Source organism: Streptomyces sp. NPDC001020 (genome assembly GCF_053599115.1).
Window position 1 is genome coordinate 1 of the sequence record NZ_JBSFLQ010000050.1, and the last position, 19,459, is coordinate 19,459.

The window sequence follows — 19,459 nt, forward strand, 5'->3', positions numbered from 1 at the left end:
CCGATCGCGCCGCCCAGCGACCCACCCGCCGCGAGACGAGCACCGAACTGGTCCTCGCCCGTGGCACCGCTTGCTGATCACACACCAGCCGAACTATGAGGCCAGCACGCCCAGATCTCAATTTCCCCCGAGGTCGTTAGCATCAGACGATGCCGCAGAATACGCCGTTAGACAGGATCTTCGACGATCTGGCCGATAGCTACGATCACCGCCACCACGAGGAGATAGCTCGGGCTCTGATCGCGTTGGTAGCCCCTGACGAAGACCACGTCATCGCTGATGTGGCGTGTGGAGCGGGAGCCGTTGCCCTACAACTCGCGCAGAGTCGGCCCGCCACTGCCCAGCCCATCCTGGCTATCGATCTCTCTCCCGAGATGGTCGCGGTGGGCAAGACCCAGGCCGCACGCCTTGGATGCGACACCGCGATCGACTGGCAAGTTGCCGACGCCGTTCCCTTGCCAGTCGCCGACCAGTCCCTCGACGTCGTGCTCTGCGCGTCCTCGCTCCACTTCCTGGGACGCCGAGCGCTTACCGATTGGCGGCGTGCCCTGCGCCAGGGGGGCCAGCTGGGTTTCACACTGCCGCTGGCCACGCGCTTCCATCCGTCAGAACTGTTCTCGGGCCACGTCGCTCGGGACGTGCCGCTGCCGAGCACCGCGCAGGAAGCGAGCGATTGGGCGACGGAATGCGGATTCGCTCAGGTCGAATCCCGTGTCCACGCTGTCGGTACGCGCGGCGTGATCGTGACCTCGGCGGTCGTTCGGGACTGAGGGCGCTGGCGGTACAACTCCCCCCAGAGTCCGGCCGGTTTACCGAAACGACGCTGTCCGCGCCTGGTTCGCCACCGCCGCCCGGGCCGCCGCCGAATCCGGCGACCCCCAGCTGCACGCGTGGGTCCTCGCCCGGGAGGCGATGGTGCCGCTCAACTACGGCGCTCCGAGGGCGGCAGCAGACCTCGCCGAAACCAAGCCCGGCAGGCGGCCGGCGCCAGGCCGACCGCCGCCGCGGTGCTGGCGGCCGGCGTTGTTGGGGAGAGCAGCTTTGCAATAAGGAGCCGCGTATCGGCGACGAGGTCGTGCGGCCGCCGAGAGGGTCGATTGCGATAGGCGCCGCGCTTGACCGATCACTGGGGGTGCAGACTCCTCGAGCGGGCCACCCGGCCGGGAGCACCCGATCCGGGGGTGGTCGTCGAGGACGAGGGACCCGAGTTCGGCGCCTTGGAGAACGCCGTCGAGGCCGCGCTGAAGAAGCCCGCCAAGCGGGCTCGCTACGTCCGCCCCGGGACCCCGGCGGACGCCCTGCCCGGCAGCTGCGACGGCTGCGCAGCAGGGAACCCCACCGCCGCCGCGGACCAGAGGTGTGACGTGTACACCTCTGGCCACTTGTTCAGCGGAGGCTGGGGCGACGGCCGCGGCTTCATGAACGCCGGATACGCCCCGCGCTTCGGCGCCAACCACAACCCGGCCGCCGTCGCCACCGCGCGCGCCAACGCCCCGGGCCTCTACGTGCGCGAGGCCGCGATCCAGACGATCGACATGCGCACCCTTCCCTACGCGGACGTCCTGGTCGGCTCTCAGATCTGCCGGGAAGCCACCCCTGCAGGCGGCAACTCCGGGCCCGCGTCCAGGAAGAGTTCGATGTCGGCGACGGCAAGGGGCCAAGCCGAGCCGGTGGGCGCAGACCCGGATGACGGCGTGGGAGCCGATCCGCTACGCCGACGTCCACGGACCGCTGGCCTACGTCGGTGAGAACGTGCCGGGTTTCTTCACCAACAATCCGAGGATGTTCGACGCCTGGTTGCGCGTGTGGGACGCCCTCGGGCCCCACGGCTACCACCCGACGATCGCCTGCGTGAACTCCGCGCACATCGGCGTCGACACGCCGGACGGCGTCCTCGGTCCGGTCCCGCAGTACCGCGACCGGCTCGTGTGGGTGATGGTCCGCAAAGACCTCGGCGTGGTGCCAGACCTTCGGCCAAGGCCGGATGCGCTCTGCCCGTCGTGCGGCCTGGTCAAGGGCATTCAGCATTGGCCCGGTGTCGAACGCGGCCGCCGCATCGGCGGGTACCTGCGCCGCAAGCCCGTATCCGGGCGCCCGTCCTCGGCGAAACAGTCGTACTACTACGTGTGCCCGACACCGCGCTGCCATGTGCGCGTGGAGCCGGTCATGCGCGGCATCGGCGAGGTCCTCGACATGGACGTGCGAGGCCACCGGTTCGGCGACGGTCGACAGGACCGCAAAGAGTTCGAGGCGTACTCGGCCGCGGCCCGCGCCCAGGTCGAGGAAAGACACAGGAAATTCGGCGGCAAGCCGTTCATCGTCACCCGCCGCAACCACGGTCGGCCAACCCCGCTCAACGAGCCGATCAGAACTGTCACCGCGCAGGGCGGCGCCCACCACTACCTCGCGCGCCCCGCCGCGAACTTGGACATCGACGAGTGCGAGTACCGGCCCCTGACCGTCGTGGAGAACGCCCGTGCCCAAGGCTTCCCCTCACACCACGTCTTCGCCGGCAGCGAGGGCGACCAGAAGCTCCAGGTCGGCGACGCTGTGCCGGTCACCGTCGCCACCTGGGCGGCACAGAAGACACTGAAGGTCCTGCCGTCGTCGGCGGCTGCGGCGTCGAAGGCGCGCACTTGGCTGTCCGGACCGATGCAGACGAGGGCTCGCGCGATCTCGGGCAGGCCGAAGCTGAGGGCATCGCAGTTCCCGGATCGGACGAGCTGCAGCAGGTCGATGGTGACGCGCTCCCAGTCGCCGACGGTCGGCCAGTCGGCGCAGCCGTTCAGTTCGTGGGTGAGGGTGGCGAGCGGGATGATCTCGCCCGGCTGGCGCCCCTGGGTGAGAAGGTCGTGGATCCGGGCGCCGTCGGGCTGGAGGACCTGCGGGTGGAGCAGGGTGTCGGCCGCCACTACTGTGGTGTTGATCTCCTGGGTGCCGGGACCGGGGTAGTACGGCTCGTGCGCGAAGAGCAGATAGACGCCGGTGGTGCGGACAGCCGGAGTGGGTTCGGGCTGGGTCATGACGGGTGTTCCCTTCAGCGGTGATGTGCCAGGCGTGTGCTGGGGCGTCGGGTGAGTTGGCGGCCGGACGCCGGGCGGGTAGGGGCCCAAGGGCCGCTCAGGTTCGCGGGTCTGGTCCGTGCCCGTTGTGCCGTCCTGGGCGGTGGTGCGCTTCAGGAGTTGAGCAACCTGGTCGGCGAGTTGGAGCATCAGCCGTTCGCGGGCGATGAGGTCGGCTGAGGCCGAACGGGGGTCCCGGGTCTGGAGCAGGTCCGCGGCGTCCCACATCAGGTGTTGGCCGATCTCGGCCGATCGGCGCACCTCGTAGCCGTCGCTGCCGGCGGCGGCCCGGACGAGCGAGGTGTGCAGGGCGGCGAGGCGTTGCATGTAGCGGACGGCGTCTTCGCCTTCGACGCTGCGCACGTGTTCGCGGGCCCGGGCGTCGAGTCGGCTGGTGAGGTGCTCGGCGAGTATCGGAGCGAGCAGCATCGCCGGGAGGGCGATGTCGACGGGGACGCCGTAGCCGATAGCGAACAGGCCGGCGATCAGGCTGAGGAGGGCGACCGCGGCGGCGGAGAGCCGCAGGGATCCGGGGACGGGGTCCAGGGTGATGCGCTGGGCGGGCCGCCTGGTCAGCCAGCGCAGGGCCAGCCGCTGGGTGCGGGTGGCGGCCGGGGGGAGCACCCCGATCTGGTGGGGAGTCTCGGGCGGGAGGCCGTCACCGGGGACGGTCCACGCGATCCAGCCCCAGGGAGTGTGTTCGTGGACGAGTACGAGTTCGCACGCGGCCGTGCAGGTGCTGTCGCGGACGTGGCCGGTCCGCAGGGCGCGGGCGTATTCCTTCTCCCACTGCCCCGGATCGCGGGTAAAGGGACGCGCGTGGTGCGCCGCGGTCGGGGGCCGGGTGTGGAGCGTGTCGGTCACGGGCTGCTTCCTTCCGGTTGGTCGGTCAAAGCGGAGGCGCACGTGGTGCAGCGGCCGTCACCGTCGGGGTGGGCTCGCCGGGGGGTGGGGCCCGGGCAGGTGCGGCACGACGGCCAGCCGAGGCAGGCCGGGCAGAGGTCCTCGCCGGGGGCCCTTCCGGGAACGCCGCAGCCGGCGCACTCGACGAGGGCCCGGTAGGTGAGGGCCTCGCTCACCGACCGCGCGGCGGCAGAGCTGGTCGACTGCGGCGGCGGGACGTCCCAGGCGGGTGTGTCGTGGTGGTCGGCCGCGATGGCGGGCGGCGGGTAGGCCTGGGCGGCGCGCAGGCGGGCGGCAATGATCGCGCCGACCGTGGTCCGCACCGGATTCGGCAGGGGCCGGGCAGCGATGACGTGCCGCAGCTGCTCGCGGCTCCAGCCGGACTCCAGCATCACCGTCACGACGCGGCCTTGATCGGTCAGCGCCTGCCCAGTCAGCAGCAGCTCGGGGCGAGCCGCCCCGAGTTGGAGCAGCAGCAGGATTCCCGGGTGCATCTCATCCGCCACGGGCGCGGCTGGCGGAGAAGTCGGCATGTCCGGCTGGCCCGTCCGTCCAGGTGTTCGCGACGGTTCGCCGCGGCACGGACGGAGGGGTCTGGTGTTCTGCTTGTTGGTCTTCTTTCTCTTGGTGTTCTTAGTGCCGGGATCAGCCAACGTAGGCTCAGCCAATCTTGGAAAACCCGACTCTGGTTGCGACCTGGGGTTTTGCAGGCCGGGCAGGTCGGTGATGAAGTACAGCGCCTGGCCGAGCGTGCCGTCGGGGTTCCGCTCGCGGGTGCGGTAGAGGAATCCGTGCCGCTCCAGCTGGTGAAGCCCGGTGGCGACCGCGTCGACGCCTTCGCGACCCCGGCGCACCAGTTCGGCCACCGTGACCTGCCAGCCGTCCCGGTGCGTGCTGACGTACCCGAAGATCCCCTTCGCTTTGAAGGACAGCCGACTGTCGCGGAACAGCCCATTGGCGATCTGGGTGAACTGGTCGGCCGCCATCACCCCCCGCCGGATCCCCGCCCCGAAGCCGACGTCGTGTTCGTCTTCGATCGCGAGGGTGGACGTAGCTTCCAGCAGGGCGACGTCGAGGGTGGCAGGGCGGTCGGTGATCGAGTAGACGACCTCGCCGAGCGTTCCGTTCGGGCGCCGCAGGCGTTCGCGGATGAGGTAGCCGTACCGTTCCAGGTCCTTCAGGCCGGCGCGGACCGCCTCCCGCCCGTCGGGCCCGACGGCAACGAGGTGGGCGAGGGTGACCTGCCAGCCGTCCTGGTGCGTGCTGACGTACCCGAAGATCCCCTTCGCTTTGAAGGACAGCCGACTGTCGCGGAACAGCCCATTGGCGATCTGGGTGAACTGGTCGGCCGCCATCACCCCCCGCCGGACGCCTGCCCCGAAGCGGCTCACCGCCGTGCCCCTGAAGCGGGCCGCGCGTGGTGGCCAAGGCAGCGCACCGGGCCCGCCGAGGTGGGGCGGTCGGCTGACCCGGGTGCGCGGGCATGCGTGTGTTCCATGTCGTCAGCTCACCCGCCGACCCCGACCAGGCCGACGGCCACGAGCCCCGACCATCGATCACGATCCAGCAACGGAGCCGCCCAGCTGCCGTGGTCGGGCTCATGGTCGGGCCGACCACGCACCTTCAACCCGGGCACTCAGCGACTGCGCAGCCCCGAACGGGCGTTGCGCAATCGGGCTGCGCAACCGGCCGAGGATCCTGCGCAGTCGAGTTGTGCCAGGGAGGCTGCGCAGTCCGCCCGAGGATTCCTGATCTTCTCGTGCGCAGGTCCGTCTGGCGCACTGCGCAGGCATCTGTCGCGGCCCGGTCGGCTTCCGTGTGCACATCGGTGTCCGGGTCCGGTGGGCGAGCGGCACGTGATCGCACAGCGGCCCCGGGTCCGGGGAACGTGCGCCGGGGGCGATGGCCTGTCGACAGCCGGCGCCTGATCCATGGTCGGGCCCGTGGTCGGGCCGACCATGACCCCGACCATGGACTTCGTGTCCCCATCGTGACCATGGTCGGGGGTTCGTGGTCGGTGGTCGGGTCGGGGTCGACGGGTTTTCTCGAGGTCAGCAACATCCGTTCTGACCTGGGAGTTTGACCATGTCCCCTGGCAAGCAGGCCTCACAGACCGAGGCCGCTGCTCCGATGGTGGCCGGCGCCCGGCTGGAGGCGATGCGCCGCCGCGTACGCCTCTCACGCGTGGCGGTCTGGACCGTCATCGCGGCAGGCCCCATCGCCCTGTGTGTCGCCGTCGCCTCCACCCCGACCACGGTCGCGGCGGCCCCCGCGACCAAGCCCACCGCCGTGCGCAGCGCGACGGCCGCCACCGACCCGGGCGGTTATGCGCAGGTGTTCGTCGGCGCGTGGCTGCGCAGCGACGCGAACGACGAGACGAGTGCGCAGGCGCGGCTTGCGCAGTCGATGGCGCCGGACGTCGAGCTGCCCGACCCGGCCGCCGATGCGCAATCGGCGCCTCAGTTGGTGACGGCGGTGCGCAGTGCGCAGCGCGCAGGCGGCGCGTGGTCGGTGACGGTGGCTGCGCAGTACGCCAACGGATCGGTGCGGTACTACACGTTGCCGGTGGCCTCCGACAGCACGGGCTCCTCGTTCGCGGTGACCGGTGCGCCCGCAGTGGTGGCCAGCCCGGCCCGGGCCGAGGTGGCGAAGTCGTCGTATGCCGTGACCGTCCCGGAGGGTGATCTGTCGTCCGCGGTCGGAGAGTTCCTCACCGCCTATCTGACAGGTGCCGGCGAGGTCGACCGCTACCTCGCGCCCGGTGTGAAGCTCACCGCCGTCTCCCCCGCCCCCTACACGGCGGTCGCCGTCCAGCAGGTGTCCTCCATCGAGGAGGCCGCGGCCGCCGAGCGGGTGCCGGCGGACGGCACCAAGGTGAGGGTCCTCGCCTCGGTGGAAGCCCGGGACGCCACCGGTCGGTGGCCGCTGGCGTATGAGCTCACGCTCAGGGCCCGCTCGGGCCGGTGGGAAGTCGCCGCGCTGGAGTCCGGGACTGCCCAGGACGGGGGTTCCCGATGAACACGGTGCACGGCCTGGTGCTCGCCGGGCAGCTGGACGACCTCGGCAACTCGTGGATCAACATGTTCAAGGAGTGGGCGACCAAGGGCCTGCAGGCCGGGCTGATCTGCCTCGTCGTCGTCATCATGATCCAGAAGTTCAGCCTCAAAGCGGGGATCGGTGCCCTGCTGCTGATGGTGATCGCGCTCGGTCTGTACAACTCGCGCAACGAGCTGGCGAACATGTTCACCGACGAGGTGAAAAACCCGTCCAAGGGCGCGCCCGCGGCTCCTGGGATCGTCCAGTCCGAGCTCCCGGCCTCTCGTGACCACTCGCCGGGCGCCGGGGGCTGGCTGTGACCGCGGCAGCGGCACGGGTGGGCCGCTTCTACACCGCTGCCCGCCGCCATCCCTGGGTACTGGGCAAGGTCGCCGACTGGAAGATCCCGCTCGGCCCGTACACGCCCGCGCAGATCGCGGTCGCTGTCAGCGGCGGCTTCCTCCTGATCAAGACCATCGGCTGGTGGTCGTGGATGGGGCCAGTCCCCATCGCCGCGTGGGTCCTGTTCATCTGGATGGTGCGCCGGCCGAAGATCCGGGGCCGTGCCCCGATGCAGGCCGCTTTGGGGTGGGTGCTGCTCGGCTGGCAGCCCCGCGGAGGGCGGATCGGCGGGCGGGCCGCCCGCGACCGCGCTCCCCACCCGCTGCTAGGCGGCTTCACCATCGAGGCCGCGCCCGCGACCGGCCCCACAGCGCAGACCGCACCCTCCCCTGGGGTTCAGCAGCGTCCAGCCCGGGCGCCGCACCCGAGCCCGCGCCCGGCCGCAGACCGCTCGTCCGCACGCCGCCGCACACAGCCAGGTGCTCCCGCCGTGGCGGCGGGGCCGGTGTCGGGTGTGCAGCAGCTGCTCGCGCTCGCCCAGCAAGGGGGTGTGCGGTGAGGGTTCCGATCCGTCACATCGCCGGGCACCTGGTGTGGTCGACGCAGGGCAGCGTGTGGGCCGTCTACCGCCTTCACCCGGGCCCGGACGCGCAGGGCCGTCGCGAGGAGACCGTCCAGGGCACCTACGTGCCCGCCGCCGTCCGCGACGAACAGCTGGCAAAGATCACCCACTTGGTGCGCTCGCTGTCCGGGGCCCCGCGCCTGTACGGCATGTGCGCCCAGGTCGACCCGGGCGAGGTGGCCCTGCGGATGATCGAGGGCATCGAGCCGGCCGAGCAGCCATCCGGTGCGGGCCGGCACCCGTGGGTGGAGAACGTCGAGACCACCCTCGACCTGCTGGACGACCAGGAGATGCACCGCCGCACCCTGTGGCTGGCCGTGCCCCTGCAGACCGAGACAGGCGGCCTGCAGGTGTCGGCGTCCCTCGGCGCGGCGTGGGCCGAGGTCGCGCCGATGCTGGGCATGCGCCCGGCGCCGGTGGCCCGGCGCGAGGTGAGCGCCTACCGCGAGCAGGCCTCCCGGGTGGAGACCGCGCTCGCCGGTGGCATCGCCTTCCGCCCGGCCCGTCCGGCGGAGATCGTGTGGATGATCCAGCACGCCCTCCACCGCGGCCTTGCCGAGCCGCTGCTGGCGGAGGCCGAGACCAGCGAGATGTACGGCGGGCAGCTCCGTGACGGTGTGCTGCGCTCCCCCAGTTACGCCGACCTGGGCCAGGTGCGCCTGCAGGAAGGTGGCATCGACCCCGAATTCGACGACGTCGACGAGCTCAAGAGCGCGGGCCGGATCACGCGGTCGGGTCGCAAGGCCTGGTGGCGAGTGAACACCGGCTCGCCGCTGGGGCGGCGCTGGCTGCAGGTCGAGTCCGACACCGGGGTGGGCTACCAGGCGCAGTTGGCGCTGGCCGAGTGCCCGCCCGCGGTCAGCCAGGACGCCGCCGATCTGTTCGCCCAGCTGGAAACCCTCGACTTTCCTGTCGACTACACCGTTGACCTGACGCTCGTGCCCGCGGAGAAGGCCCGCGACCAGGTGCGGCGCAAGAAGAACGAACTCATCGACCAGGCCGACCAGTACGACGCCCGCCCGACCGGCATGCCCGCCTCCTTGACCGAGGCTGCCCGCGACCTGGGCGAGCTGGATGCCCGTCTCTCCCGCACCAGCGTGGAGGTCGAGGTGCAGTCGGTGACCGTGCTGACGGTGTGGGGGCCGACGGCGGCCGTCTGCGACGCCCGGGCCCGGGCCCTGGCCGCGCTGCTTGGCGGCGCCGACTACCGGGCCGTGCGCCCGGCCGGCCTGCAGGAGGCTTTGTTCACTCTGGGGCTGCCCGGCACCGTACGGCCAGGTGTCGTGCGGGAGTTCACCCAGCACCAGGTCTCCGAAGACTGGGCGTTGGGTGGGGCCTTCACCGCTGCGGAGGTCGGCGACCCCAACGGGATGTTCCTGGGCATCGACCTGGACTGCGGCACCACCCGCCCCGTCATGATCAACGTGGCGGATGCGCCCAAGGTCGATGCGTCCGCCTCCATGGGCATCGTCGGGGATCTCGGCGCGGGCAAGAGCGTCCTGCAGAAGCTGATCGCGGAGGCGGTGTGGGCGCGCGGTGGCTGCGCGATCTGCATCGACCGCACCCCCGTACGTGAGTGGGCCACCTTCGCCCGCACCGCGGCCAAGGGCCGCGTCCAGATCATCGACGCCGCGCAGGCCGAGGTGTCCATCGACCCGCTGCGGATGTTCGACGGACCGGAGGGCCGCCACTACGCCCTGTCCTACCTCACCCTGCAGCTCGGCATCGGCCCGATGAGCACAGGCGGCGAGGTCCTCTACCACGCCGTCGAGCAAGCTGCCCTCAGCGACGCCCCCTCCATGCACCGCGTCCTTGGGGTCCTCGAGGAGATGGCCACGAGCGAGGCGGGCAAACGGCAGGACGCAGCCGCTACCCTCGCCGGCCTCATTCGGGTCGTCGCCACCAACTCCCTGGCACGGATGGTCTTCGACCCGACGCTGCCGCCGGTACGGCTGGATGCCTCCAGCACCTCCGACATGATCGTGATCACCACGACCGGGTTGAAGCTGCCGCCGAAGGCCGCGTTCGCCCAGCCGGAGGTCCTGCACCAGCAGCCGCTGGAGGCGCTGATCGGCCGCGCAGTGCTCTACCTGATTGCCGCGATCGCCCGGCAGACCGCGTTCGAGGACCCTGAGCGGTTCACCGCGGTTGTCCTGGATGAGCTGTACTGGCTCACCTCGTCCGCTGAGGGCACCGCCTTGGTCCATGAGATCCTCCACGACGGTCGCAAGCACGGCGCCGGCCTGCTCGCCGGATCCCACGACGCCGAAGAGCTTGGCCCTGACCGCGGGCTGATGGCCTACCGGGCACTCGCCCGCACCGCCGACCGTGAACGTGCCCGCCGAGGGCTGGAGTTCGTCGGGCTCGATCCGAACGACCCGGAGCTGCTGCGGCTGGTGACCACCGGGCTGTCTCCCGTCGGGCAGAAGGGCCGGGAGGGCGAGTTCTTGCTGACCTGCCCGCGGCAGAACACCGGTCGCATCAAGGTCTCCATCCCCCGCATCGCCCGCATCACCACGTCTATCACCACGACGCCAGGACGCCGCACGAGTGCTGCCTCGCCTTGTGCGGCTGAGCCGCTTGCCGGTGAGGGTGTGGATGCCCGTTTGGAGGAACACGCCCGATGACGTCTCCTTCCTGGGACCGCTCCCGGCGCGTGACTGCGGCCGCGAGCGTCCTCACCGTGATCGTTGTCGTAGTCGGCGCAGTCGTCCTCGCCATCGGGGTGGATGTACCAAAGGCGTGGTGGCCGCACACCGGGCAGGCCTTCGCCACCGATTCCCGCACCCGCTCCGTGCGCCAGGACCCGTGCGAGCGGATCTGGGGGCCGGCCAAGGCGTACTGCGAGCGCGGCACCACCACCTCCCAAGGCACCGAGGGACACGGTGGTGCGGCGTGGAAGCTGGTGCCGCCCGCCGCCGGCCTGGCCGCCCTCGTCCTGTGGCGGCGCCGGAGCGCCGCTGGGCAAAGGCGGCACTGAATGTGGCGTCCAGACCGCGGCCTGCTCCGCTCGGCCGGCTTCGTCATGCTGCTCACCGGCGTGTTCGTCGTGGTGAACACCCAGGTCGTGTACGCGGCGAGCAGCGGCAGCGAGACGGGGGACCTGCTCTCCCCTCTGAACATCACCTCCTCGGAGGGGGTGCCGATCGACGGATACGAGCTGAACGCATCAGGTGGCTCCATCGTCGCGTTCAAGTCCCAGGCCCTTGCCTTCGCCCTGTCGGGGCTGTTCACGCTGATCCGGCTGCTGGTCGGGCTGGCGGGGTGGGCGATCGAGATGGCCTTCCGGTTCCCGCTGCTGAAGATTCTCATCCACCCGGCGCAGAAGGTTGCCGATGCCTACAACCACGTGGTCGTCGACTCCCTCGGGCTGAAGGGTCTGCTGCTGGCCTGGGCGTTCGTGTTCACCGGCTTCATGCTGGTGCGTGGCCGGGTGGGACGTGGTCTGGGCGAGATGTTCCTGACGCTGCTGATCGGTGCGGTCGCGGCCTCTGCCTTCGTCCGTCCCGACTACCTGCTTGCCCAGGACGGGCCGCTGGGCCAGAGCCAGCAGGTGGCTGCCGAGGTCGCTCAGCAGTCCGTCAACTCCTACGACTGGGGCGGCAAGATCGCCAGTCAGGGGCCGTGCGATGGCATGGCCGGCCACGAGGAGATCAAGTGCGAGCAGTTGCAGGGCGAAGGCCCGGTCTCTGCGGCCGAGGTGGCCCGCCCGGTCCAGGACTCGATCACGAACGTGCTGATCGTCAAGCCGTACATGCTGCTGCAGTACGGGCGCATCCTCGATCCCGCCAAGGAGTCCGACCGCAAGGCCTACGCCGTCCACCTCAAGTGGATCACTGGCGGATACACGCCGACCACAGCCCCTTCAGAGAAGGCGAAGGATGCCTGCAGCCGGATCAAGGGCGTGGCGAAGAAGTACTGCGAGCGCGGCGTCGACAACAACCCGAGGGTTGGTGCCGACAACACCAAGAGCGACACCCTGCCGTCGCTCACCCCTGGTGGCGATCTCCTGGACGCTTCCAATGCCATCGTCAGCGATGAAGATCAGAGGTTCGCCGCGTTCCTCGCTGATCTGAAGAAGGCCGGGCCGGTGGGCAAGTCGTGCGCTGCTTATGCCGAGAAGCCCACCTGGTGGCGGGTTGGCGGCGCCGCCCTGTTGCTGATTGCCGCGCTGTTCATCTGCGGCATGCTCCTGTCCTCCGTGATCGTCCTGCTCGGCACCCAGGGCATCTGCGTCGGGGCCGCCGCCGCGGGCGGCGTCACCTTCGTCGCTGGCATGCTGCCAGGGCCCGCGCGGCAGTCGGTGTGGAAGTGGCTGTCGCTGTGGGGTATCGCGATCCTCGCGATGATCGGCATCTGCGCCTTCGTGCCCTTCTTCGGTATCGCCGTGGACGCCACCATCACCAACGGCCCCCAGCTGATGGTGGAGCGGATCCTGCTGATCGACGTGCTCGCCATCGCTGGTGCTGCCGGACACCGCCGACTGCTGACGTCGATCACCTCCTTCGGGCGACGCATGGCCATGCGGATGCGCTACGCCAAAGTCGGCGGCACCCACATGCCCGGCGACACCTCCGAGCTCGGTGCCGCGCTTGCCATGAACTCCCCCGCCGCGCTGGGCGGATACGGGGGTGGGCTGCGTGCCTTCACGGGTGGCGGTGGCGGCCGGTTCGGGGTGCTCGGCACCCGCCAGCGGCTGATGGGCGCGCTGACCTCTCTGTTCGATGGTGCGGGCATGCCGGTGGACACCGGTGGAATCCTCGCGGACGCCACCGCTGAGGCTGGGCGCGGTCTCGCTCCGGTCACCGCCGCGGGGGCCGTCGCCGGGTTCGGGGCGCGGTATGGCGTGAAGGGCGCGCACTGGCTGCTGATCGGCCGCCGCCCGGACAGGGAGCAGTTGGCCAAGTGGCGCAAGCCCACCGCCGACGGCGACCCGGGCGCGGGCGGGATGCCGGACGGCGGTGGCGGTGGTTCAGGCGGCGCAGGTCCGCGTCGTCGCTCCGGGCCGCCCGACCCGTACCGCAATGAGCTGGGGCAGGTCGTCGACCGCAACACCGGCCAGGTGCTGCACGACCAGAACAGTGGCCGCACACTGCTGTCGACCCGGGCCCACAACCGGCTGGTCCGTTTCCGCGGGTACCGCATCCTCAACCGGGGCGGCCGGGCCGCGTACGGGGCGACGGTCGGTCTGCCGGCCACTGTCCGCAGGGCATGGTCGGGGGGCTCGCGCTACTCCCAGGACGCCCGCCAGCAGGTGCGGGTATGGGGCAACACTGTCCGCGAGGACGGCCGGGCCTGGGCAGACACGGGGCGTCACGTGGCCCGTGTCCTGCGGGAGAACAGCGACAGCGGCGGGCCCAGTCCGTTCGCCAACCGCCGCCTACCGACTGCAGCCACGCCGGCGCCGTCCCCGCGCCCGGCAACGCCTGCGCGTCCTGCACCGTCCGGCCGTCCGTCGGGGGGCCGTCCGGCTCCTGCCCCCGCTCGGCCCGCTCCCTCGGCGGGCGGTCCCGCGACCACTCCGCCTCCGGCACCACTCCCGCGCCGGGACGGCCCAGCGCCGCGGCCTCGGCCCGATCTGGGCGGGCCTGTTCTTCCCGGGGGCGGGAGCGCGCGCAACCGGGCGCGTGACGAGGCGCGGGCCCGAATGCAGGAGCTGATGCGGCGGACCGCGCCCGAGGCCGAACGCCTACGCCAGGAACGGGCCCGGCGGCGGGACGAGGACGGTGACGACGAGTGAGGCCGCCGGGACACCGCGTCCGGCGGTGGGGATGGGTCGTGGCGCTGCTGATGTTCGCCGCGGTGTGCTGTGCCGCACCGGTGGGGAACGCGATCAGCGCGTACGTCGCGCTGAAGACGGGTGCACAGGACGACAGCAGGATCGCCGAAGGGGGCAGCGCTGCCGATATCCCTGCCCGGATGCTGACCGCCTACAAGAAGGCGGTTCAGCAGGTCGGGAAGTATGTGCCGAAGTGCCAGGGCATGCGCTGGCCGATCCTGGCCGGGATCGCCAAGGTTGAGTCCAACCACGCCATTGGACGGAACATCGCCGACACCGGCGACATCCGCCCGAAGATCTACGGGGTGCTCCTCAACGGCTCCGGCCAGGGCGGCAACACCACCGTGTTCCCGGACACGGACGGCGGCAAGTGGGACGGCACGGCGAATGGGGAGCGCGCCGTCGGCCCCTTTCAGTTCCTGCCCTCCACCTGGGAGTCGATCGGCAAGGACGCAGGCGGCGACAAGATCGCCGACCCACACAACGCCGACGGTGCCGCCCTCGGCGCCGCGATCTACCTGTGCGGCAACGGCCGTGACCTGACGAAACGGTCGCAGCTCAAGGCCGCGATCTGGCAGTACAACCACTCGAGCGAGTACGTAGCCAACGTGCTGGGATGGATCGACCAGTACACGGCGGCCGCCAAGGGCCCGGACCTGAAGAACGTCACGGGCAAGGTCCGCACCGTCATCGAGGCCGCTCTCTCCCAGCGCGGTGTCCCCTACTCGTGGGGTGGGGGCAACGCGAGCGGTAAGTCGTACGGGTTCTGCTGCTCGCCCAGCGGCAAGAGCGGCGCGAACATCCAGGGCTTCGACTGCTCGGGGCTGACCCAGTACGCGTACGCGAGGGCTGGCATCAACCTGCCGCGCGTGGCGGCCGCCCAGGCCGGTGTCGGCCAGCGGATCCCGGCCAGCCTCGGCACGAGCGCGCTCCAGCCTGGTGACCTCGTCTTCTACGCCACCGCTCCCGGTCGCGATTCCACGATCTACCACGTCGGGATCTACCTGGGCAGCGGACAGATGGTCAACGCGGCCCGCCCAGGCACGGTGGTGCGCCTGGACGCCGTCAACGCGATGTCCGGCTATGCGGGGGGAGCACGCCTGCTGTGACCACCACCGAGCGCTCACCGCGCCTTCTGTTGCTGAGCACCGTCCTGCTCGCCGTCGCGGGCGTCACGCTGCTGAGCATGCCGCACGGTCAGGAGCCACCGGCCCCGGTGACGCCGTCGACCGCGCATGCGACCACGGATTCGTCATCGGCGGCTGCTGCGCCTCCCGCCAGGCAACCGGCCGCCGGCACGGCTCCCTCCGCGACGCACGCCGCATCGACACCGTCGGCCATCGCTTCCTCTCTGCCCCCGCACGGCGAGGGCGTGGCCGGCGACCAGGCCATCCAGCGGAACCTGGAGGCAACCTGGCCTGCCGACCTTCCCGCCACCGACCAGCGGGAGTTGCTCACCGCCGGCCGCGCGCTGCTGCGCGCCGACGCCACCGGCATCGGCCGCGCGAAATGGCCCATGGTCTTTCCCAACGCGCAGTCAGTGGCCCCGGCGTTCGCCACCGCTCGCTTCCGCATCCAGGCCGTGATCGCCCGCCGCGACGGCAGCCCCAACAAGGCGGTGGTCCATCTGGTGTGGGCCGGCACGGACCGCGGCGGCACCTTCACCGACCTCCGTATCACCGACTGGCGCTTCACCCGAACAACTTCGAAGAAGGGAGCAGCGACGTGGACTCCGCAGCCCCGTACCTGACGAACCGGGCCGATGACACTGCCGCTGATCAGGTACTCGGCCTGGTCACCGGCCTGGTCGACGCCACCGACTGGATCTACGACCACTGGTACCTGCTCGCCCTGGCCATCGCTGTGTGCTGGGGTGTAGGCGAGCTGGTGGTGCGTCGGCTCGCGGCCAAGGCTTCGGCCGAGCGGATGGCCCTGGAGCTCGTCTCCAACCGGCACTTCGACCCGAGCCTGGAGGAGATCTTTAGGCGCGGTGTCCAGCTCGCCCGCGCTTCCACGGCCATGCCCTGGTGGGCGCCCCGCAGGGCGAAGGCCGTGCAGATCCGGCTGCGCGCGGACGGCAGTGCGCCGCTGCGCTACCGCATCGAGGGCCCAGCGGGCGGTGAACGGCTGCTGTCCATAGCGCCGTTCGGGCCGGACGTCACCGTCAACCGGGCGAGGCCCATCGTCGACAAGCCGAGGACGCACACCGTGCGGGCCGAGTTCATCCTGCGCGGCAAGCTCATCTCTCCGCTGCGCCAGGTGCCGCTCACTCCTGATCCGCTCCAGCCGCTCGTCGACGCCGTGGCCGACCTGCGCGCCGAGCTCGGCGACCTCGCCGAGATCCGGCTCGACATCCAGCGCGCCCCGAAATGGGCGCTGAGGGCCCGCCGCATGCAGCTGATGGGTGCCGCGCGCCGGTCCGAACGCCGGGAGGCTCAGCGGGCCGCGCGCTGGCTGCGGCAGGACGCCAGCGGCATCGAGGACTCCCTGGGCTGGCAGCTGCAGCAGATACTCACTGACAAGCCCGCATCAGGGGCCGGACGGCGGCTGGTGATGCCACCGGTGCCCCGCCGGGTGGAGCCGACCGAGGCACTGGGCAAGCTCGCCGAGGACGACCACCTGGTCCGCATCCAGCTGCTGGTGATGTGCGCATCGAACACCGAAGGACGCGCCCAGGCAAGGCTCGCCCAGCTCCAGGCCGCCTTCGACGTGTTCGGCGGCCGCTCAAGGTGGGCCATGCGCGGCTGGCGCCTGGGACCGTGGCGGATCGGCGCCGACCACTGGCCCACCAAGCGTGGTTTCGAGCGCCGCTGGAATCTGGGGCACTGCCAGCCGCCCCGCGCGAACTGGGTGAGGTTGGAGGAGCTGACCGGCCTACTCAAGCCCCCCCACCACACACTGCCGTCTGCCGGTGCTCGCCGGCGACCTGCCGACCTTCTCCTTCGGCGAGCCCGAGCTGCTCCTGCAGGGCATCTACCGGAGCCCGGACGGCAGGGAGCGGCTGGTCGCCACCTACGCCGAGGAGACCCTGTTCGAGATCGGGGTCGGCAAGGCGGGCGGCGGCAAGACGGAGCGCGCCCTGGCGCAGGCGATCGGCTGGGCGCACTCGGGCGGAGGGCTGATCTTCGTCGACCCGCACCGCGACTCGTGGCCGCGGGCCACCCCGTTCCTGGCACACGACCACCTGATGCCACGGATCGCACTGGTCGACCTCAACGGGCTGGGCTCCAACCCGCGGGTGAGCTCGTGGAATCCGCTCGCAATGCACCAGGGCCAGACGGCGCACGAGGTCGTCGAGGCCATCGCCGACGCCTACGCCTCCGCGCTGGCCTGGGACGACGCGACCGCGCCGCGTGCGCTCACCATCCTCACCGCCGCGCTCGCCGTCCTGGTCGCGGTCAACGAGGCGGCCTGCCAGGCCGGCCGACCCGAGGACCAAGCCACGATCTTCCACGTACGGGCCCTGCTCACCGATGCCGGATTCCGCAAGGCAGCGCTCGCCGCAGCGGCGGGCAGGCTGGATGAGGAAACCCGCGCGTGGTGGCAGACCGTGTTCCCGACCCTTCCGCCCGACGCGTTCGCCGTCGTCCTCAACCCGATCGCCCGCCTGGCCGCCAATCCGGTAACCCGTGCCTTCCTCGGCCAGCCAGTCGGCGTCTACAACATCCGCGCGGCGATGGACACCCGGATGATCGTGTGGGTGTGCCCGGGCGGCAACGGGCCCACCGACCGCCTCTTGACCGCACTGCTCGCCCGGGATCTGCTGCGGGCCGCGCGCTCGCGGCGCGACACACCGGAGGAGAGGCGGGTGCCGTTCCGCCCGTACTTCGACGAGCTGATCACGCTGACTGGTGCGGCCCCAGAGACCATCGCGTCGATGTTCGAGGATCTCCGTAAGTACCGGTGCCACATCCACGGTATGACGCAGCTGTTGTCCCGGCTGCCCATGCCTGTGCGGCTGTCGCTGGTGCAGAACGCGTCCACCCTGGCCACCACCGCCGGGTCGAAGTCTGCGATCGCGCCGATCACCGCCGAGTGGGGCGATGACCCAAGTCCCGACCGGGTCGCCACCATGGAGCGTTTCGAGCACTACGTCTCCATGAACGTGCACGGCCGCCGCATCGGACCTATCCAGCTGCGCGGGCCCCATCTCGACGACGTCTTCGCCGCCCAAGCCCGCCCGCAGCAGGCCGGTGCGCTCAAGCGTGCCGCACAGGCGAACGCTGGGGCGCTCCCGCTGAACCAGCTCACCGACCGCGCCGCAAAGCAGCTCGGCCGCGTCACCGCCTTCCTTGCCGAGCACTCCCCCGCCGGTACACCCGTCCAATGGGAGAAGGAGAAAGAATTCGGATGACAACCACCCAGCCGAAGAACCGTACGGCGGAGGGGTTCACGCCCAGCCCCGTCGAACCGCTCAAGCATCAGATTCTGGCCACTCTCGCCCAGCACCGCATGGCCTCCACCCATCAGCTGCACATCCTGCTGCGGCCCGACCGCTCCCGCCAGTCGGTCTCCGAACGGCTGAACGACCTGCTCGGGGAACGCCTGATCGACTTCGTCGTGTTGCCCCAGTCCCATCGCACCCGGGTCTGGTACCTCACGCCGAAGGGTGCCCGTCTGACGCGGGACTGGCCCGCGCTGCGGGGCCGTCCGCCGTATCCGATCACCTCGGCAACGGCCGCCTCACTGAAGACCCCGCACACCCTTACCGTCCTGCGTACGCACCTGACTTTCGTCGCCGATGCCCGCCGCCGCGGCGACGAGCACGGTCACCTGGACTGGACTCCTGAAGTGTTCCACTCGATCGGCGACGGAGAGAGGGTCGTGGCCGACGCGGTCATGCACTACACCCTGGTCGAGGGTCAACAGCGGTGTAAGCTACGGGCGTTCGTCGAGGTAGATCGCGCGACCATGAGCAGCGAGCGCCTGGCGGCGAAGCTGATCGAGTACGCCCGTTTGTGGGCGTACGAGCCACAGCCCGTCGGTCGGCGCCGCCAGACAGGCGGGCCCGGCTGGCTGCGCTGGTACCCGGTGTTCCCGCGGGTCCTGTTCGTGCTGACCGGCGCTTCCCGGCAGACGATGGACAACCGGATCAGCGACCTCAAGGCCATGGTCGCCCATCATCCGCTCGTGGCTGACCTGGCCCGTGAGGTACTACTCGGTGCCGTCGTACTCGAGGTCCTGGAGGAGAGAGGCGCCACAGGAAGCGTGTGGGTGCCGCTGGCTGGCGGTGAGCCCTGCGCGTGGACTGAGTTGTAAGCCGTCGCCCATGGAGACGGTTCCGGCTCAGCAGATCCCATGAACACAAGGGCGTCCGTCTCTGCCAGCGGCGCCGTACTGCGGGGCCAACCTCGGGACTGCGAGTGCCCCTGCGCCGTGGTGCTCGTTGGCTTGGTGTGTTGTCGGCTCCAGCGTCGAGGCTCAGACGGGTTGTTAACGCACGTGATGCGCGAAGAGACAGGACTCCAAATCGACTTCCAGTTTCGAAAGTGACCGGAAACATCTTGGGTTGTACGAGTGAACTCGTCTATAGAGCTGGGAAGTTGACCGTCCATATGCGTAATCTTGCGGTCACGCAAACGCATTACCGCAGCTTGACCAGGCCGCGGACCTGGGCCGCCGCATGCCGGAAGTCAGGGCGGCGGCCATGTCACACCGCGCCGTACGGGGAGACACCGTGACACGAGCACCACGACGCCCGGCAGGGCGCACCGC

At 70.6% G+C, this 19,459-nt stretch carries 14 protein-coding genes and 1 pseudogene; 14 read left to right on the forward strand and 1 reads right to left on the reverse strand.

All coding sequences use genetic code 11. The features are described 5' to 3' along the window. Window positions 1-149 precede the first annotated feature (149 nt). From ACWDEX_RS32600 to ACWDEX_RS32615, 4 genes are all read left to right on the forward strand, one after another. Window positions 150-770: a class I SAM-dependent methyltransferase gene (locus tag ACWDEX_RS32600; protein WP_450468079.1), complete on the forward strand. Its 621-nt coding sequence runs from the start codon at window positions 150-152 to the stop codon at window positions 768-770. Window positions 771-1,115: 345 nt separating this feature from the next. Then, entirely contained in the window at window positions 1,116-1,748 is a 633-nt protein-coding gene (locus ACWDEX_RS32605; RefSeq protein WP_450468080.1) for a hypothetical protein, read from the forward strand. 445 nt (window positions 1,749-2,193) lie between these two features. Continuing rightward, window positions 2,194-2,952, forward strand: coding sequence for a DNA cytosine methyltransferase (locus ACWDEX_RS32610; RefSeq protein WP_450468115.1), 759 nt, complete (start codon window positions 2,194-2,196; stop codon window positions 2,950-2,952). A 122-nt stretch (window positions 2,953-3,074) separates the two neighbouring features. Next, complete coding sequence (locus ACWDEX_RS32615) at window positions 3,075-3,242, forward strand: hypothetical protein (protein ID WP_450468081.1); 168 nt, start codon at window positions 3,075-3,077, stop codon at window positions 3,240-3,242. Between the two features lie 680 nt (window positions 3,243-3,922). Here ACWDEX_RS32615 and ACWDEX_RS32620 read toward each other — a convergent pair. Beyond that, complete coding sequence (locus tag ACWDEX_RS32620; RefSeq protein WP_450468082.1) at window positions 3,923-5,356, reverse strand: hypothetical protein; 1,434 nt, start codon at window positions 5,354-5,356, stop codon at window positions 3,923-3,925. A 694-nt stretch (window positions 5,357-6,050) separates the two neighbouring features. Between ACWDEX_RS32620 and ACWDEX_RS32625 the strand changes: the two genes are divergently transcribed. The 10 genes and pseudogenes from ACWDEX_RS32625 to ACWDEX_RS32670 all read left to right on the forward strand — a co-directional run bounded on the left by ACWDEX_RS32625 (window position 6,051) and on the right by ACWDEX_RS32670 (window position 19,003). Continuing rightward, window positions 6,051-6,983 carry a conjugal transfer protein gene (locus ACWDEX_RS32625; RefSeq protein ID WP_450468083.1) on the forward strand — a complete coding sequence of 311 codons (933 nt, stop codon included), beginning with the start codon at window positions 6,051-6,053 and terminating at the stop codon, window positions 6,981-6,983. Continuing rightward, window positions 6,980-7,321, forward strand: a complete 342-nt coding sequence (locus tag ACWDEX_RS32630; protein ID WP_450468084.1) for a hypothetical protein — start codon at window positions 6,980-6,982, stop codon at window positions 7,319-7,321. Before ACWDEX_RS32625 ends, ACWDEX_RS32630 begins: the two co-directional genes overlap by 4 nt. After that, the gene (locus tag ACWDEX_RS32635) at window positions 7,318-7,902 is read left to right on the forward strand and encodes a hypothetical protein (protein WP_450468085.1); all 585 of its coding nucleotides are present in this window, start codon (window positions 7,318-7,320) and stop codon (window positions 7,900-7,902) included. The genes ACWDEX_RS32630 and ACWDEX_RS32635 overlap by 4 nt, the downstream gene beginning before the upstream one ends. Then, complete coding sequence (locus ACWDEX_RS32640; protein ID WP_450468086.1) at window positions 7,899-10,592, forward strand: ATP-binding protein; 2,694 nt, start codon at window positions 7,899-7,901, stop codon at window positions 10,590-10,592. The genes ACWDEX_RS32635 and ACWDEX_RS32640 overlap by 4 nt, the downstream gene beginning before the upstream one ends. After that, complete coding sequence (locus ACWDEX_RS32645) at window positions 10,589-10,945, forward strand: hypothetical protein (protein WP_450468087.1); 357 nt, start codon at window positions 10,589-10,591, stop codon at window positions 10,943-10,945. The genes ACWDEX_RS32640 and ACWDEX_RS32645 overlap by 4 nt, the downstream gene beginning before the upstream one ends. Further along, window positions 10,946-13,705, forward strand: a complete 2,760-nt coding sequence (locus ACWDEX_RS32650) for a hypothetical protein (RefSeq protein WP_450468088.1) — start codon at window positions 10,946-10,948, stop codon at window positions 13,703-13,705. A 38-nt stretch (window positions 13,706-13,743) separates the two neighbouring features. Then, window positions 13,744-14,853: a C40 family peptidase gene (locus tag ACWDEX_RS32655; RefSeq protein WP_450468089.1), complete on the forward strand. Its 1,110-nt coding sequence runs from the start codon at window positions 13,744-13,746 to the stop codon at window positions 14,851-14,853. Beyond that, window positions 14,850-15,494 (forward strand): hypothetical protein, encoded by a 645-nt coding sequence (locus ACWDEX_RS32660; protein ID WP_450468090.1) that lies wholly within the window; start codon window positions 14,850-14,852, stop codon window positions 15,492-15,494. The genes ACWDEX_RS32655 and ACWDEX_RS32660 overlap by 4 nt, the downstream gene beginning before the upstream one ends. Then, window positions 15,470-18,098 (forward strand): annotated as a pseudogene (locus ACWDEX_RS32665) (ATP/GTP-binding protein). The gene ACWDEX_RS32660 and the pseudogene ACWDEX_RS32665 overlap by 25 nt, the downstream one beginning before the upstream one ends. Beyond that, window positions 18,095-19,003, forward strand: a complete 909-nt coding sequence (locus ACWDEX_RS32670) for a replication-relaxation family protein (protein ID WP_450468091.1) — start codon at window positions 18,095-18,097, stop codon at window positions 19,001-19,003. Before ACWDEX_RS32665 ends, ACWDEX_RS32670 begins: the two are co-directional and overlap by 4 nt. Window positions 19,004-19,459: the final 456 nt, after the last annotated feature.